General features: G+C 66.7%; 20 protein-coding genes and 1 tRNA gene. 6 read left to right on the top strand and 15 right to left on the bottom strand.

The genetic code is table 11. The annotated features are described in order from the left end of the window. Nucleotides 1–52: 52 nt before the first annotated feature. The 5 genes from G7078_RS02150 (at nucleotide 53) to G7078_RS02170 (ending at nucleotide 2,791) form a co-directional block, all read left to right on the top strand. Nucleotides 53–931 carry an alpha/beta fold hydrolase gene (locus tag G7078_RS02150; RefSeq protein WP_166092513.1) on the top strand — a complete coding sequence of 293 codons (879 nt, stop codon included), beginning with the start codon at nucleotides 53–55 and terminating at the stop codon, nucleotides 929–931. A 56-nt stretch (nucleotides 932–987) separates the two neighbouring features. Next, complete coding sequence (gene msrB / locus G7078_RS02155) at nucleotides 988–1,485, top strand: peptide-methionine (R)-S-oxide reductase MsrB (RefSeq protein WP_166092515.1); 498 nt, start codon at nucleotides 988–990, stop codon at nucleotides 1,483–1,485. 11 nt (nucleotides 1,486–1,496) lie between these two features. Then, nucleotides 1,497–2,093, top strand: a complete 597-nt coding sequence (gene msrA / locus G7078_RS02160; protein ID WP_246166424.1) for a peptide-methionine (S)-S-oxide reductase MsrA — start codon at nucleotides 1,497–1,499, stop codon at nucleotides 2,091–2,093. A gap of 112 nt (nucleotides 2,094–2,205) precedes the next feature. After that, nucleotides 2,206–2,430 (top strand): hypothetical protein, encoded by a 225-nt coding sequence (locus tag G7078_RS02165; protein WP_166092519.1) that lies wholly within the window; start codon nucleotides 2,206–2,208, stop codon nucleotides 2,428–2,430. Between the two features lie 19 nt (nucleotides 2,431–2,449). Then, nucleotides 2,450–2,791, top strand: a complete 342-nt coding sequence (locus G7078_RS02170) for a hypothetical protein (protein ID WP_166092521.1) — start codon at nucleotides 2,450–2,452, stop codon at nucleotides 2,789–2,791. Between the two features lie 230 nt (nucleotides 2,792–3,021). Here G7078_RS02170 and G7078_RS02175 read toward each other — a convergent pair. The 11 genes from G7078_RS02175 to G7078_RS02225 all read right to left on the bottom strand — a co-directional run bounded on the left by G7078_RS02175 (nucleotide 3,022) and on the right by G7078_RS02225 (nucleotide 11,072). Then, nucleotides 3,022–3,097, bottom strand: a tRNA-Phe gene (locus G7078_RS02175). Between the two features lie 41 nt (nucleotides 3,098–3,138). Next, complete coding sequence (gene yacG, locus G7078_RS02180) at nucleotides 3,139–3,324, bottom strand: DNA gyrase inhibitor YacG (protein WP_166092523.1); 186 nt, start codon at nucleotides 3,322–3,324, stop codon at nucleotides 3,139–3,141. Continuing rightward, entirely contained in the window at nucleotides 3,308–4,255 is a 948-nt protein-coding gene (locus G7078_RS02185) for a ribonuclease E/G family protein (protein WP_166092525.1), read from the bottom strand. The genes yacG and G7078_RS02185 overlap by 17 nt, the downstream gene beginning before the upstream one ends. After that, on the bottom strand, nucleotides 4,248–4,817 hold the full coding sequence (locus tag G7078_RS02190; RefSeq protein WP_166092528.1) for a Maf family protein: 570 nt from the start codon (nucleotides 4,815–4,817) through the stop codon (nucleotides 4,248–4,250). Before G7078_RS02190 ends, G7078_RS02185 begins: the two co-directional genes overlap by 8 nt. Nucleotides 4,818–4,823: 6 nt before the next feature. Further along, nucleotides 4,824–5,072, bottom strand: a complete 249-nt coding sequence (gene infA, locus G7078_RS02195; RefSeq protein WP_166092530.1) for a translation initiation factor IF-1 — start codon at nucleotides 5,070–5,072, stop codon at nucleotides 4,824–4,826. A gap of 149 nt (nucleotides 5,073–5,221) precedes the next feature. Continuing rightward, the gene (locus G7078_RS02200; RefSeq protein WP_166092532.1) at nucleotides 5,222–7,384 is read right to left on the bottom strand and encodes a sodium-translocating pyrophosphatase; all 2,163 of its coding nucleotides are present in this window, start codon (nucleotides 7,382–7,384) and stop codon (nucleotides 5,222–5,224) included. A 162-nt stretch (nucleotides 7,385–7,546) separates the two neighbouring features. Continuing rightward, nucleotides 7,547–8,503 (bottom strand): thiamine-phosphate kinase, encoded by a 957-nt coding sequence (gene thiL / locus G7078_RS02205; RefSeq protein WP_166092536.1) that lies wholly within the window; start codon nucleotides 8,501–8,503, stop codon nucleotides 7,547–7,549. Then, entirely contained in the window at nucleotides 8,503–8,967 is a 465-nt protein-coding gene (gene nusB, locus G7078_RS02210) for a transcription antitermination factor NusB (RefSeq protein ID WP_166092538.1), read from the bottom strand. Before nusB ends, thiL begins: the two co-directional genes overlap by 1 nt. Nucleotides 8,968–8,988: 21 nt before the next feature. Beyond that, the gene (locus G7078_RS02215) at nucleotides 8,989–9,876 is read right to left on the bottom strand and encodes an alpha/beta fold hydrolase (protein WP_166092540.1); all 888 of its coding nucleotides are present in this window, start codon (nucleotides 9,874–9,876) and stop codon (nucleotides 8,989–8,991) included. Continuing rightward, the gene (locus G7078_RS02220; protein ID WP_166092542.1) at nucleotides 9,873–10,775 is read right to left on the bottom strand and encodes a pirin family protein; all 903 of its coding nucleotides are present in this window, start codon (nucleotides 10,773–10,775) and stop codon (nucleotides 9,873–9,875) included. The genes G7078_RS02215 and G7078_RS02220 overlap by 4 nt, the downstream gene beginning before the upstream one ends. Before the next feature lie 12 nt (nucleotides 10,776–10,787). Then, entirely contained in the window at nucleotides 10,788–11,072 is a 285-nt protein-coding gene (locus tag G7078_RS02225) for a BolA family protein (RefSeq protein WP_206367464.1), read from the bottom strand. Between the two features lie 38 nt (nucleotides 11,073–11,110). On the opposite strand from G7078_RS02225, the gene G7078_RS02230 reads away from it, so the two are divergent. Continuing rightward, nucleotides 11,111–11,680, top strand: coding sequence for a J domain-containing protein (locus G7078_RS02230; RefSeq protein WP_166092544.1), 570 nt, complete (start codon nucleotides 11,111–11,113; stop codon nucleotides 11,678–11,680). Here G7078_RS02230 and G7078_RS02235 read toward each other — a convergent pair. Genes G7078_RS02235 through G7078_RS02250 form a run of 4 tightly spaced genes read right to left on the bottom strand, consistent with a single transcriptional unit; the run spans nucleotide 11,677 to nucleotide 14,369 of the window. Next, the gene (locus tag G7078_RS02235) at nucleotides 11,677–12,351 is read right to left on the bottom strand and encodes a glutathione S-transferase family protein (protein WP_166092546.1); all 675 of its coding nucleotides are present in this window, start codon (nucleotides 12,349–12,351) and stop codon (nucleotides 11,677–11,679) included. The genes G7078_RS02230 and G7078_RS02235 overlap by 4 nt on opposite strands. Then, the gene (locus G7078_RS02240) at nucleotides 12,351–13,073 is read right to left on the bottom strand and encodes a dihydrofolate reductase family protein (protein ID WP_166092548.1); all 723 of its coding nucleotides are present in this window, start codon (nucleotides 13,071–13,073) and stop codon (nucleotides 12,351–12,353) included. The genes G7078_RS02235 and G7078_RS02240 overlap by 1 nt, the downstream gene beginning before the upstream one ends. Continuing rightward, nucleotides 13,066–13,563: a VOC family protein gene (locus G7078_RS02245; protein ID WP_166092550.1), complete on the bottom strand. Its 498-nt coding sequence runs from the start codon at nucleotides 13,561–13,563 to the stop codon at nucleotides 13,066–13,068. The genes G7078_RS02240 and G7078_RS02245 overlap by 8 nt, the downstream gene beginning before the upstream one ends. Continuing rightward, the gene (locus G7078_RS02250; protein WP_166092551.1) at nucleotides 13,560–14,369 is read right to left on the bottom strand and encodes a VOC family protein; all 810 of its coding nucleotides are present in this window, start codon (nucleotides 14,367–14,369) and stop codon (nucleotides 13,560–13,562) included. Before G7078_RS02250 ends, G7078_RS02245 begins: the two co-directional genes overlap by 4 nt. Nucleotide 14,370: the final 1 nt, after the last annotated feature.

The raw sequence follows: 14,370 nt of genomic DNA on the forward strand, positions 1-14,370 counted from the left end.
GACTTTCAGGAGAAATCGCATGCGCTTTTACCCAATGGCTCTGTGCGCCCTTATGTCCGCCTTCAGCGTCATTACACCCGCGTCGGCGCGGCCCGCGGAAAAGCCGGTCGCGGCGACGAGGGAAGAGCGGCTGGACCATATCTCCGTCGTCGCCATTGGGCGCGGCGATCCGATCGTCCTGATCCCGGGGCTGTCCTCCCCCCGGGCGGTTTGGGATGGCGTCGCCCCCAAACTAGCCCGCGACCACCAAGTGCTGCTTGTCCAGGTCAACGGCTTCGCCGGCGACGGACCAGGGGCGAACAGCGGCCCCGGCGTGCTCGATGGACTCGTCGACGACCTCCATCGCTACCTGCTTCGCCACAAGCTGCGGTCGGTCACGGTCATCGGTCATTCGCTTGGCGGTCTGTCCGCGATGCTGCTGGCTGCGCGCCAGCCCGGCGACGTTGCGAAGGTGATGGTGGTCGATGCCTTCCCGTTCGCCGGCGTGATGTTCGATGAAAACGCCACGCCGGAGGCGCTACGGCCGCTTGCCGCGATGCTGAAAGGCCGGATGCAGGCCGGTTATGCAGGGGTGAGCGGCGAGGCATCGGCGGAAAGCACCGCAAAGAGCTTGGCCCTCAGCCCGAGCGGCGCGGCATTGGTGAAGGAGTGGGTGCTCAAGGCCGACCCCGCCGTGAGCGCGCAAGCGATGGCGGAGGCGATGCTGCTCGACCTGCGTCCGCGGCTGACGGCCATTTCGGCGCCTTTGACCATCGTTCACCCTGCAACCGTTCCCGGGAAGGACGCGGCGCAAACGGCGGCCTTCTACCGCGGCCAATATGCCGGTGTCCGGGCGGTGAAGTTCGTTCCTATCGAAGGGACACGCCACTTCATCATGCTGGACCAGCCGGCGGCGTTTTCTGACGCGGTCGAGCGCTTCCTAAAACCCTAAGCAGCTCCGGCGCTTCAGATCGGTCCCATTCAGGTGGACTGGGCTAGGGTCGGCGAATGATCGATCCTAAAAGCGCCATTGGGCGGCGGGAACTGATTGGTGGCGGTTTGGTCGCCGGCGCCGCACTGCTGGCATGGCCGCGACAGCGCGCCGAGGCCGCGGTCGCTTTCGAAGTCAGGCGGTCGACTGGCGAATGGAAAAAGCTGCTCGGGCCCCAGCGCTATGCGATCCTGCGCGAGGCCGGGACGGAGCGGCCCTATTCGAGCGCGCTCAACAAGGAGCATCGGCGCGGGACGTTCACTTGCGCCGGCTGCGGGCTGCCGCTGTTTTCCTCGGCGACCAAGTTCGAAAGCGGGACCGGCTGGCCGAGCTTCTTCCAGCCGCTCGGCAATGCGGTGGTCACGCATTCGGACCGAACACTCGGCATGGCCCGCACCGAAGTGCTTTGCCGCCGCTGCGGCGGGCACCTCGGCCACGTGTTCGATGACGGGCCGCGGCCGACCGGCCTGCGCTATTGCATGAACGGGCTGTCGCTGAAATTCCGGCCCGCCTGATGGAGACGAAGATGAAAGCCCTGCTCGCCGTCGCTGCCTTGGCGATCACCGCGCCCGCCCCGGCTGCCCCGCAACAATTGCAGACCGCGGTCCTCGCCGGCGGCTGCTTCTGGGGCATGGAAGCGGTGTTCGAACATGTGAAGGGCGTGCAGGACGTCGTTTCGGGCTTTGCCGGCGGTGAGGCGGGCGACGCGACCTACGACAGGGTCAGCACGGAACGCACCGGCCATGCGGAGGCCGTGCGCATCCGCTTCGACCCGAAGCAGGTGAGCTATGCCGACCTCCTGAAAATCTATTTCACCGTCGCTCACGATCCGACGCAGGTGAACCGCCAATATCCGGACACCGGGCCAAGCTATCGCTCCGCAATCTTCCCGCAATCGCCGCAGCAGCGGGCGCTTGCGGCCGAATCCATCCGCCGGCTCAACGCCGCGAAGGCGTTTCGCCAACCGGTCGCGACGCGGATCGAAGGCGGCCGCTTCTATCCCGCGGAGGCCTATCACCAGGATTTCGCCCGCAAGAATCCGCGCCACGCCTACATCGTCGCGCACGACGCGCCGAAGGTGGCGAAGTTGAAGAAGACCTACCCGCAATATTGGCGAGGGTAGAACCGCGCTGTGACGCGCGATCTGCACCAAGCCATCGCAAGGGGTTCGCGACGGCAGCTCCATATTTTGGCTTTCGTACCAGCCTGATCAGCTTACAGGCGATATTGAATTGGTGGAGGTGCGGCTGAACGCGACCCCTGAGATCGTGGACACGTTCGTTGCTGCGCTCGGCTGGTCACTTGAGCCCGTACAGTGGGGTGACACGCTCTTTCTGCGCCGCGAGCAGTCGATGGAGCGGAACGCCGTCGGAGCAATGCTTATCGACATGCTTGAGTTTGCTGGACTCGCCGGCATGCGTTTTCACTCTTGGCTGCACGGCTCAGATTTAGAAGACTGAAGCCATGGTTCTCCGAAACGTGCTGCTTGCCTCGGCTTGTTTCGCATTCGCGGCCTGCTCCGCCGACACGAGCCGTCCGCCGAGCGATGGGCAGGTTTGGGCTACTTCCTGCGGCGGCGACCTGTATGCGATCCTCCACCCCGACGGGACGTTCGTCGAGGCGGGTGATGGCCGCGGCACTTGGAGGCGGGAAGGCAATACATTGCGGTTTCGGGTGATCGCTCACCCCGGCGTCGAATTCCTCAGCATGTACCCGGAGCTGATCTCCCTGGATGACGATGGTCTGCTGCCCTTTGTCGACGAGAAAACAATCGAAGCCGAACTCGGCGGACTTCGAAGGCGGTTCTATCGCTGCTCCTGAAATGCCCTCTCCGGCGCGCTTGGGGCATTACTCTGTCCGACAGGGTTGATCGGACCCTCAATGCAATTGTCGGGGCCGCTCGGGGCGCAGCTAGCCTGCGACCAGCAGGCGTCGAGCTGCTAGAGATTGACGCAGACACCCTGCAGAAGTTCAACATAGCAAGTTTGTGACGCTCTACAGCGCGCCGATCGCTGTCCTCGACATGCCCCCGGCATGTCTCCGGGCGGCGATGGTGCCCAGGGACGGGATCGAACCGCCGACACTGCGATTTTCAGTCGCATGCTCTACCAACTGAGCTACCTGGGCATACCATCGGCGGGGCGATTGGCCCGCGGGCGACCGGCTCCCTAGCCCTCGCCTTCCTCACTGTCCACCCCGCCGGGCGGGACCGGCGGGCCGGGGATGCGATAGCCTTCGCCAAGCCATTTCAGCAGGTCGCGGTCCTTGCACCCGCGCGAACAGAATGGCGCATGCTCGTCGGACGGCGGCTTGTCGCAGATCGGGCAGCGCTTGCGGTCAGGCTTGCTCGGCATAGGCCCCCGAGATGGCAAGCGATGGCTCGGCGCGCAAGCTGACGGTGCCGCCGATTTGGCGCGCGAGCTGCTCAAGCCACGCGGGGTTCCGCTCCAGCAGCGCGGCGACCGCCGGGTGGGCGACCAGCCGCTTGCTTCCAGGGCCGCCCATCGCCGCTTGGCGGAGCAAGGCGCGGGCCTCGAACGACGCTCGCTCCTGCGCCAGTTCGAACAGCGACGGATGCCGGCGCGGCCGGACGACCTGGAGGAAGCCGAAGCCGTTGACCGTGGTCCGCTCGAATGGTTGCGGAAGCGCTGCGTCGAAAGCTTCCGCAATGGCCTGGCGCGGCCCCTTGCCGGCGACGGTCGGGAAATCGATGCCGATCGACCCGCCGATGCCGTGACGAAGAATCGTTCGCGCCGCCGCCGTCGCCGCCTTCAGCGCCAGCTCGGCAGCGGGCAAGTGGCCGTCGACGTCGATCAGGGTCATTGCCGGGGTCGGGGAGACGCGCAGCTCGCCGCCGGGGAAGCGGACGATGCCGCTGCGCGCTTCGTCCAGCAGGTCGGACCAGCCAGCGGCCTCCAGCTGGTCGACCGGGGACGGGAAAGCAAGCGCTTCGCCCGGCAGGCCGGCCACGGCAGGCGCGGCCCCACGCAGCGCAAGGCGGGCAAGCGGCCGCTTCCACGGCTCGCTTCCGGCGATCTGCTCGCGGGTCACCTCGATCAGGCAGGCCGCGCCCTCGGTTATCCCGGGCGCGCCGCCGGGCAGAAGATATTCGGCGCCGCTCGCGGTGGCGATGGCCGGCTTGCCGGCTTGGGCCAGCCGCGCCTCGACGATGCTCGACGCCGGCACGACGCCGTCGACCAGGATCCGCGCTTCGACGATTTCGCCGCCCGCGATCCGCACCGACCGCGTTTCGCCGATGCCGCGCTCGACCAGCCGGTCAGGCAAGGTCGTACCCGGCCGCCTTCAGCATGGTGCGAGTCTCGCCTAGCGGCAGGCCGACGACGTTGGAATAGCTGCCGCCGATGTGCCGGACGTAGACTTCGCCATAGCCCTGCAGCGCATAGCCGCCGGCCTTGCCGCGCCATTCGCCGTGTGCGGCGTAATAGTCGATTTCCTCGTCGCTCAGGCGCTTCATCGCGATGGTTGTTTCGACCACTCGGCTGCGCAGCGGCTGGCCGGGCGCGGCGAGCGCGACTCCGGTCATCACGCGGTGGCGACGGCCGGACAGCAGCTTCATGCACGCGCGCAGAGTCGCTTCGTCCTCGACCTTCGGCAGGATCCGCCGCCCGACCGCGACCACCGTGTCGGCGGCAAGGACGAAGGCGTCGGGGCGTTGCACGGCAACCGCCTGCGCTTTCTCGATCGCCAACCGAAGCGCATGCTCGCGCGGCAATTCGGCCTTGCGCACGCTTTCATCGATGTCGGCTGGAAGCACTTCGTTCGGGGTCACGCCGATGCGCGCCAGCAGGTCGAGCCGGCGCGGGCTGGCCGAAGCGAGGATCAGCATCCGGCGTTACGCGCGGGGCGGTGGGCCCCCACGGCCCGGCATGAAGCGATAGGTAATGCGCCCCTTGGTCAGGTCGTAGGGCGTCATTTCGACCAGCACTTCGTCGCCGGTCAGGACGCGGATGCGATTCTTGCGCATCTTGCCGGCCGTGTGGCCGAGGATCTCGTGGCCGTTCTCGAGCTCGACACGGAACATTGCGTTGGGAAGCAGTTCGAGCACTTTCCCACGCATCTCGAGAAGTTCTTCTTTGGCCAAACGAAACCTCTTTGCTCTTAAACGAAAAGTCGCGGTGCCTTAGCGGCGCGGCTTGCGAAAGGGAAGGTGGCGCCCTCTGGGACCAAAGAAAAGCCCCGCCGCGGCACGACCGGGCGGGGCCTTTCGTTACCCGATGGACGGGCGCCGGGTCAGATGCCCGAACCGCCCGCCAGCGCCGCGAGCAGCAGCAGCGCGACGATGTTGGTGATCTTGATCATCGGGTTCACGGCCGGGCCGGCGGTGTCCTTGTAGGGATCGCCGACGGTGTCGCCGGTCACGGCAGCCTTGTGGGCTTCCGATCCCTTGCCGCCGTAATGGCCGTCTTCGATATACTTCTTGGCATTGTCCCAAGCGCCGCCGCCCGACGTCATCGAAATGGCGACGAACAGGCCGGACACGATCACGCCGAGAAGCAGCGCGCCCAGGGCGGCAAAGCCCTGCTCACGGCCCGCGACGCCGGCGATGATGAAGTAGACGGCGATCGGCGCCAGCACCGGCAGCAGCGACGGGACGATCATTTCCTTGATCGCGGCCTTGGTCACCAGGTCGACGGTGCGGGCGTAATTGGGACGGCTGGAACCGTCCATGATGCCCGGGTTGGAGCGGAACTGCTCGCGCACGTCGAGCACGACGTCGCCGGCGGCACGGCCGACCGCGGTCATGCCCATCGCGCCGAACAGGTACGGCAGCAATGCGCCGAGCAGCAGGCCAACGACGACATACGGGTTGGACAGCGAGAAATCGACGCCCGCCGCACCGATGCCAAGCTCGCTGGCGAACTCGGTCAGGTCGGTCGTGTACGCGCCGAACAGCACCAGCGCCGCAAGCGCGGCCGAGCCGATCGCATAGCCCTTGGTCACGGCCTTGGTCGTGTTGCCGACCGCGTCGAGCGCGTCGGTGCGCTGGCGGACCTCGTCCTCCATGCCCGACATTTCGGCGATGCCGCCGGCATTGTCGGTGACCGGGCCGTAGGCGTCGAGCGCGACCACCATGCCGGCCAGCGCAAGCATCGCCGTCGCCGCGAAGGCGATTCCGATCAGGCCCGCGAGCAGGTAGGAAGCGATAATCGCGATGCAGATGACGACCGTCGGCATCGCCGTCGATTCAAGGCTGATTGCCAGGCCCTGGATGACGTTGGTGCCGTGGCCCGTCTCCGACGCCTTGGCGATGGAGCGAACCGGGCGATAGTTGGTGCCGGTGTAATATTCGGTGATCCACACCAGCAGGCCGGTTACCGCCAGCCCGATGAGCATGCAGTAGAACAGGTCCCAGCCGGTGAAGCCGCCGGTCTGGGCAGCGACCGCGCCCTCGACGACCGTACCAGCCGCTTCGGGGCCGCCGATGACGGCATTCATGTCGCCAAGCGCGAACGAGGTGGCGAAGAACAAGGCCGGGATCGACAGGATCGCGGTCGTCCAGAAGCCCTTGTACAGCGCGCCCATGATCGAGCCGCTCTTGCCCAGCTTCACCATGTAGGTGCCGATGATCGAGGTGATGATGCACACGCCGCCGATCAGCAGCGGAAGCGCCATCAGCGCGGTGATGTCGGCGGCACGGGTGCCGATCAGGAGGGCGGTCAGGATCATCGTCGCACCGACGGTGACGACGTAGGTTTCGAACAGGTCGGCAGCCATGCCGGCGCAATCGCCGACGTTGTCGCCGACGTTGTCCGCGATAACGGCGGGGTTGCGGGGATCGTCTTCGGGAATCCCGGCCTCGACCTTGCCGACCAGGTCGGCGCCGACGTCGGCGGCCTTGGTGAAGATGCCGCCGCCAAGACGGGCGAAGATGGAAATCAGCGATGCGCCGAAGGCCAGGGTCGTCAGCGCGGTGACGACTTCACGGCTCTGCGGGGTTTCGCCCTGCACGCCAACCAGCACGTAGAACACGCCGGCAATGGCCAGCAGCGCCAGTCCGGCAACGAGCATGCCGGTGATCGCGCCGGAGCGGAAGGCGGTGGTCAGGCCGCCCTGCAGGCTGGTGCGGGCAGCTTCGGCGGTGCGGACGTTGGCGCGGACCGAAATGTTCATGCCGATGTATCCGGCGGCGCCCGAAAGCACGGCGCCGACGACGAAGGCGATTGCCGGGGTCAGGCCAAGGAACACGCCGACCAGGATGGCGACTACGACGCCGACGATGGCGATGGTCGTGTACTGGCGGCCAAGGTAGGCTTTCGCGCCTTCCTGGATGGCACCGGCGATGTCGACCATGCGCTGGTTACCGGGCGAGCTGGCAAGCACCTGGCGGCTGGTGATGATGCCGTAAAGCACGGCGATCACGCCACAGGCGATCGCAATCAAAGTCAGGTCCATGAGTTTCCCCGTTGGCGGCAAATAAATTGACAAGCGACTTGGGGCCGGTCTGCGAAAGCAGCCGGCGAGTTGGCGCCCTTTATGTGGGGTTTACGCGGCTTGCAACCGCTTGAGCGTCGCTAGTGGAGGAGAACGGCCGCAGCCATGCCGCAGACGAGGCCGCTAACCGCGATCGTCCATTGGCGAAAGTTCAGTGCGATGTTCATACCCAAGCCGCTCCGGCAACGGAACCGTCTCGCCGCCGTCGGTCAGGGAAATACCGTGACCTTCGGCAAGACGGCCGATGCACACAAGGGTCGGCTTTTCAGGTAAAGAAAGGGTTACCGACGGGTCGAGCTCGGGCGGGATAGCGGCGAGCAGCGCATAGTCGTCGCCGCCGGACGCAGCGAACAGCCGCGCCGCCCGGTCCTGGCCTTTCTCACCGACGAAAGCGCGGGACAGCGGCATTGCGTCGAGCTGCACCTCCGCACCGCAACCGCTTGCCGCGCACAGGCGCGACAGGTCGAGCAAAAGCCCGTCGGACACATCCATCATCGCCGTCGCATGGGGCGCCAGCGCGCGGCCCATTTCCAGCAGCGGCACCGGCCGTCGAAACACGTCGACCAGCGGCCCGTCCGCCGCCGGGTCCATGTCGAGCAGCGCCAGGCCGGCGGCGGCATCGCCAAGCGTCCCAGCCACCCACAAGCGATCGCCGGGCCTGCCGCCGGACCGTGCCGGCGTCCGTTCCCCGGCGCGCCCGACCGCGGTCAGGCCGACGATCCGCGGCGCGCCGGGCGGCAGGCTGATCGTGTCCCCGCCAAGCAGCGGCACCCGGTAACTTTCGCAGGCCGCCTCCATCCCGTCGATGAAAGCGGCGATCCAGTCGTCGTCGGACAAGGTCACCGACAGCAAGACGCCGACCGGTGCCGCGCCCTTGGCGGCAAGGTCGGACAAGTTCACTGCAAGCAGCTTCCAGCCGACGCTGGCGGGCGGATCGAAGGGGAAGAAATGGACGCCTTCGGCAATCGTGTCGTGGGTCAGGACCAACCCCTCGAGCACTGCGGCATCGTCGCGAAGCTCGCGCGCGCCGGGATGGGTCGCGAGCCGGCGGAGCCGCTCGATGAGGTCGGCTTCCCGCATTATTCGGCGCGCGCCGGGCGCACCTCCTTGGCGATGGCGTCGAGCAGGCCGTTGACGAAGCCGCTCTCGCGCTTGTCGTAAAACGCCTTGGCGACATCGACATATTCGGAAATCACCGACCCGACCGGCACGTCGTGGCGCGCGATCAGCTCATAGGTGCCGGCGCGAAGGATGGCGCGCATCGGCCGGTCGAGCCGGTCGAGGGTCCAGCCGCTGGCAAGCTTGCCGACAATCGCCTGGTCGACGTCGCCCAGGCGCGCCTGGGCACCGCTGACCAGATCGTCGAAAAAGTCGCGCTCGGCATCGAAATATTCGTCTTCCTCGATCACCGCGCCAAGCCGATGCTCGTGAAATTCTCGAAGCAGCCGCGGGATCGGCGTCCCTTCCATGTCATGCTGGTAAAGCGCCTGGACGGCGGCAAGCCGCGCGGCGGAACGAGAACGGGAACGGGTGGAAGCGGACATGGCCGCGGCTGTAGCTAGGGCTCAGCCCGCAAGGAAGGGGGCAAGCGGCGTGGCCACCGCTTCGGGCGCTTCCCATGGGGCGAAATGGCCGACCCCTTCGAGCCGTTCGATCGACAGGTTCTCGACCAACAGGTCGAGCCCTTCGAGCTGGACCGGAAGGAGCGCCGAGTCGCGCATTCCCCAGATGACGAGCGTCGGGATGGCGATTTTCCGCGCATGCTTGAGCAGCCAGTCGGGCAGTGGGACGGTGATCAGCGGCGGCGGCACGATCATCCGCGTGGCGCGATACCAGTTGAGCATCGCCGCGAACGCGCCCGGCTGGGACCATTCGGCGATATATTGCTGCTTCTCCGCCTCCGGGATCGAAGCGAGGTCGACATGGTCCCGGAAAGTGCGTTCGAAGAACCAGTCCCATCCCTTGATGCGGATGAACCGTTCGAAGCCCGGCGCCTTGAACGCGTTGATATATTGCGATGCCGCGCGCTGGCCGGAGTCCTCGATCAACGACTTCGCGAAGATCGTCGGGTGCGGGGAGTTGACGATCGCCAGCCGCTCGACGCGCGGATCGTGCCGAAGCGCCGCGGCCCAAGCGACGGCGCCGCCCCAGTCATGACCAACCAGCGCGAATCGCTCGACCCCAAGCGCGTCGGCCAGCGCGAAGACGTCGTCGACCAGCCTGTCGGTCCGGTAATTGATCTTGCCCTGGGGCTTGTCCGAGCCGGCGTAGCCGCGCTGGTCGGGCATGATCAGCCGGAAACGGTCGCGCAGCAGCGGCTCGAGCCCACGCCAGGTGCGGTGCGATTCGGGAAAACCGTGGAGGAGGATCACCGGCCGGCCGTCCGGCGGCCCCGCCAGCGCGACGTTCAACGTTACGCCCGTCGGCAGCGCGACCTGCCGGAAATCGGTCACGGATAGCTGACGGTCAGCGGCACTTCGGGCAGCGGGATGAACTCGTCATGGTCGTCGGGCGGAAGCGCGAATTCGCCCGCCTTCCACGCGCGCTTCGCTTCGTTCAGCCGGTCGCGGCTCGACGACACGAAGTTCCACCAGACATGGCGCTCGCCATCCATCGGCGCGCCGCCGCACAGCATCAGCCGGGCGCCGCTCTGGCTTCGGACGACGGGACGGCGGCCGGGGGCAAGGAGCGCCAAATACTGCGGCTGAAGCTCGAACCCGTCGACGTTGGCGTCGCCATCGAGCAGGTAGAGCGCACGTTCGTCGGCGTCCTTGTCGATGTCGACCGACGCGCCGGGCGCAAGCGTGATCGCCGCATATATGGTCGGCGAATGGCAGGTGACCGGCGAGGCCGCGCCAAACGCTTCGCCCATGATCAGGTTCAGGCTGACCCCGTCGCCGTCGATCACGGGAAGCGCGTCCGCCGGCACATGCTCGAAGGCCGGCGGAACCTCCTCCTTCGCTTGCGGCAGCGCCAGCCAGGTCTGGATTCCGGACAGCTCCGGGCCGGCGGCGCGCTCGTCGGCGGGGGATCGCTCGGAATGGGTGATGCCCTGTCCCGCGGTCATCAGGTTGACAGCGCCGGGCTCGATCCGCTGGCGGGTGCCCAGGCTGTCGCGATGGTCGATGGCGCCGGCGAACAAATAAGTGACGGTGGCAAGGTTGATGTGCGGGTGCGGCCGGACGTCGATGCCGCCACCGATTTCCAGCTGCGCGGGGCCCATCTGGTCGAAGAAGATGAAGGGCCCGACCATCGTGCGCTGCTTGTGCGGCAACGTCCGGTGGACCTTGAACCCGCCAAGGTCGTGAGTCACCGGCGCCAGGGTCTGGAGGATCGGGCTGTCATTCTCCATCGAAGGCAATCCTCACTCTCCCGGCGCGCTTGCCTTGATCGACAATGCGTGCACCCGCTCGTGCAGCAAGTCGCCAAGCGCATTGTGGACCAGGCGCTGCCGCTGCACCCGCGACTGCCCCGCGAATGCCGGACTTTCGATTAGCAGGCTGAAATGGCTTTCGCCCGCCGGATTGTATCCGCCGTGGCCGCGATGCTTCTCGCTGTCGTCGGTCAATTCGATGCGCGTCGGGCTGAGCGCCTGAATCAGCCGGCGATGCATTTCGCGTGCAACCGGTCCCATGGCAGGTGCGTCCATGCACCCTATATAGTCAGGTTCCAGAAACGAGGAAGCCGGTGGCGTCGCGAAGTCAGAAACTGCACGGAAGGGTGGAAGGCGCGACCGATCGCTGCGCCGTTCCGGGCTGCCGGGCCGCCGGCGAATATAAGGCGCCGGTCGAGCCCTCCGGCTTCGACGGGCCGGGTGTCTATCACTTGCTGTGCCTCGACCACGTCCGCCAGCACAACGCCAAATACAATTATTTCACCGGCATGAGCGCCGAGGAGATTACCGAGGCCCAGGGCCCTCTGGCCGGGTGGGAGCGGCCGAGCCGCAAGTTCGCCCATATCGGCGCCGATCCCGCCCCTGCTTGGGCCGATTTCAGCGATCCGCTGGAAGCGATCGGCGCGCGCTTTCGCCGGGCCGACCGGGGGCCGCCGCAGCGCTTCACCAAGCCGGAGCAGCGGGCGCTGACCGCGCTTGGCCTGGGGCAGGAAGTCGACCTGCATTCGGTGCGCCAGCGCTATTCGCAACTGGTCCGCAAATACCATCCCGACCGCAATGGCGGCGACCGTAGCTACGAAAAGAAGCTCGGCGAAACGATCGATGCGTGGCAGCTGCTCAAGCAGGCCCGCGCTTTCGCTTAATCGCGGTCGGGTGCGCCGAGCGGGAAGAACGGCCGATACGGTCGCGCATCTTCGACGCAACGGCTGACCGGGGCAAGCGCCAGCAACTCCGCGCGCAGGCCGGCGACCCGGCGACAATCCTCCGGAATGCGTTCGACCCAATCGCCGTAGAACAAGGCCGGCGCGGCGGCGCAGGTGACCAGCGAGACATGCGGTGGAAGGGCATTGGAGCCAAGCCAGTCTTCAAGCCACCGATAGGCCTTGCGCAGCTTCGTCGTCGCGCCTTCGATCTCGGTCGCGATCGGGGTTTGGCGCAGGCCAAGCTCCGGCTTGTCGCGGCTGACGAAGTGGGCGGCGACGACCCGCTGCATATTGCCCATCACATAATTGTCGAAGAAGCGGTCCATCATCCGCGCCTCCGCCGCCGCCGCCGGGTCTTGGGGGATCAGCGGGGCCGGGCCCGGGTGGTGAACCGCGAGGTATTCGACGATGCTCGTCGCCTCGAAGATTACCTTTTCGCCGTCGACCAGGACCGGGATGTGCCCGCCGGGGTGCACCTTGCCGGGAAACTGCTCGCTGAGCGGCAGGTCGCCCGCCATGTGCACGAATTCGAACGGCGTTTCGTTGGCATAGAGCGCGATGAGCGCCTTCCAGCAGTAGGAAGAGAATGGGTGACCGTGCAGGTGCAGCATTACCAGCGGCCCTCCGCCATCGCTTGCTGCCGGGCCTGTTCGCGCTTGCTGTTCGACTGCGGCCCCGCCCAGCCGTGCTCGACCGCGCCCGCGGGCTCGTAGGTCGCGATCACGGCGCCGGATTGCGTGACCTTATGGTCGACCAGGCGCAGCGCCTTGGCCGGGGTTTCCGGGCCGAAGATGCGCTTGCCGCTTCCCAAAACGACCGGGAAGGTCATCACGGTCAGACGGTCGAGCAGCCCTTCGGCGAGCAACGCCGGGTAGATGGTGCTGCTGCCCTGGATCAGCAGGTCGGGACCGTCGCCGTGCTTCACTTCGCGCAGCGCGTCCATGCCGCCCAGGCGATGACTGTTCGACCACCCAAGGTCGGGGTTGCCGCGGGTCAGCACATATTTGTTCGCGCGGGTGAACGCCTCGCCCATGTCGATCGCTGCGGCTTCGCCATCGTCCTTGCCGGTCTTGTCGAACACTTCGCCGATCCCGGTCGCCTCGCCGCCGACATAGGGCCAGTAAGCCGCGAAGATGTCGTAGGTCCGGCGGCCCAGCAGCAGGTCGTAGTCCTTGCCGAAAAAGTCGTCGATCGCGGCGCCGACATCCTCGTCGAAGAATTGCGGCAGCCAGCCGCCGTGGGCGAAGCCGCCGGTGGGGTCCTCGCTGGGTCCGCCCGGCGCCTGCATGACCCCGTCGAGCGAGACGAAGACGCTGCCGCGGATGTTACGCATCGGCCGGCACGCCTTCGACCGCGGCTTCGATGGCGGCGATGTCGATCTTGCGCATCGTCATCATCGCCTGGAACGCGCGCTTGCCGCGCTCGCCCTTCTGGCCGGTCAGCTCGAGCAGGCGGCGCGGCGTGATCTGCCAGGAGAAGCCCCAGCGGTCCTTGCACCAGCCGCAAGCGCTTTCCTGCCCGCCATTCTGGGTGATCGCATTCCAATATTTGTCGGTCTCGGCCTGGTCGTCGGTCAGCACCATGAAGCTGACCGCCTCGTTGGGCTTGAAGTTGGGGCCGCCGTTGAGGGCGACGAATGATCGTCCGAGCAAGGTGAATTCGACGGTCAACTCGTCACCCTCGGTGCCGCCCCGATAGTCGGAGGCCGCGCCATGGGCCGGGCCGACATGCGTGTCGGGGAACAGCGAGGCGTAGAATTCGGCGGCCTTGCGGCCCTCGCCTTTGTCGAACCACAGGCAAGTGGTCATCTTGTCGCCGTTCATTTGTTCTCTCCTTGCCTGCGCGGCCCGACCAGCCCGAAGCTCGCGCCCTGGGGGTCGATGCCGTTCAATGAATATTCGCCGCCGGGGATCTGATGCGGGCCCATCAGCACCTGGCCGCTGCCGGCCTTCACCGCCGTGGCGGCGCGGTCGATGTCGTCGACGCCGATGTAGAACGACCAGCTGCTCGCGGGCATCTGCGGCGGCTTGCGCATGATCGCGCCGATCATTCCGCCGCCCTGGTGGATGAAGCGGTATTTGCCCATTTCACCCATGTCCATGTCGCCTTCCTGCCGCCAGCCGTAGTGGCGGGTGTAGAAGTCGACCGCGCCGTCGCAGTCGGTGGTCGCGAGCTCGTTCCAGCGCACATGCTCCGCCTGGTCGTAAGAGAAGACGTCGCTGGACTTGCCTTCCTGGCCGGGCGGCGGGGTCGGCTTCATCAGGTAGAATGGCGCGCCCTGCGGGTCGGCGACCATCGCCAGCCGGCCGATGCCGGGAACGTCCCAGGGCGGCATCATCGTCTTGCCGCCGTCGCGCTCGACCGCCGCAACCTCCGCATCGAGATCGTCGACGCCGATATAGCCTAGCCAGGCTGGGCGGGCGCCCTTCGAGCGCATGGAATCGTCGAGCTGGAGGACTCCGCCGGCATTGCCGCCATCGCTGCGCTGGATGGCGCGGTAATCGACCGGGCCTGGCATCGGCTCGCCGAACGTCCAGCCGCCTACGACCGCGCCGTAAAAGTCGCCGGCCGCTTTCGCGTCGCTGGTCATCAGTTCGTACCAGATGAAGCTTCCGTGCGGATTGGTCATT

This window comes from Sphingomonas sinipercae (genome assembly GCF_011302055.1).
GTDB classification, from domain to species: domain Bacteria; phylum Pseudomonadota; class Alphaproteobacteria; order Sphingomonadales; family Sphingomonadaceae; genus Sphingomicrobium; species Sphingomicrobium sinipercae.

Excerpts from the sequence above, each read along its gene's own strand:
- G7078_RS02150 (WP_166092513.1), top strand. The coding sequence starts at position 53 with ATGTCCGCCTTCAGCGTCATTACACCCGCGTCGGCGCGGCCCGCGGAA.
- msrB (WP_166092515.1), top strand. The coding sequence starts at position 988 with ATGATCGATCCTAAAAGCGCCATTGGGCGGCGGGAACTGATTGGTGGC.
- msrA (WP_246166424.1), top strand. The coding sequence starts at position 1,497 with ATGAAAGCCCTGCTCGCCGTCGCTGCCTTGGCGATCACCGCGCCCGCC.
- yacG (WP_166092523.1), bottom strand. The coding sequence starts at position 3,324 with ATGCCGAGCAAGCCTGACCGCAAGCGCTGCCCGATCTGCGACAAGCCG.
- G7078_RS02190 (WP_166092528.1), bottom strand. The coding sequence starts at position 4,817 with ATGCTGATCCTCGCTTCGGCCAGCCCGCGCCGGCTCGACCTGCTGGCG.
- G7078_RS02200 (WP_166092532.1), bottom strand. The coding sequence starts at position 7,384 with ATGGACCTGACTTTGATTGCGATCGCCTGTGGCGTGATCGCCGTGCTT.
- thiL (WP_166092536.1), bottom strand. The coding sequence starts at position 8,503 with ATGCGGGAAGCCGACCTCATCGAGCGGCTCCGCCGGCTCGCGACCCAT.
- nusB (WP_166092538.1), bottom strand. The coding sequence starts at position 8,967 with ATGTCCGCTTCCACCCGTTCCCGTTCTCGTTCCGCCGCGCGGCTTGCC.
- G7078_RS02220 (WP_166092542.1), bottom strand. The coding sequence starts at position 10,775 with ATGGAGAATGACAGCCCGATCCTCCAGACCCTGGCGCCGGTGACTCAC.
- G7078_RS02225 (WP_206367464.1), bottom strand. The coding sequence starts at position 11,072 with ATGGACGCACCTGCCATGGGACCGGTTGCACGCGAAATGCATCGCCGG.
- G7078_RS02235 (WP_166092546.1), bottom strand. The coding sequence starts at position 12,351 with ATGCTGCACCTGCACGGTCACCCATTCTCTTCCTACTGCTGGAAGGCG.
- G7078_RS02240 (WP_166092548.1), bottom strand. The coding sequence starts at position 13,073 with ATGCGTAACATCCGCGGCAGCGTCTTCGTCTCGCTCGACGGGGTCATG.
- G7078_RS02245 (WP_166092550.1), bottom strand. The coding sequence starts at position 13,563 with ATGAACGGCGACAAGATGACCACTTGCCTGTGGTTCGACAAAGGCGAG.
- G7078_RS02250 (WP_166092551.1), bottom strand. The coding sequence starts at position 14,369 with ATGACCAATCCGCACGGAAGCTTCATCTGGTACGAACTGATGACCAGC.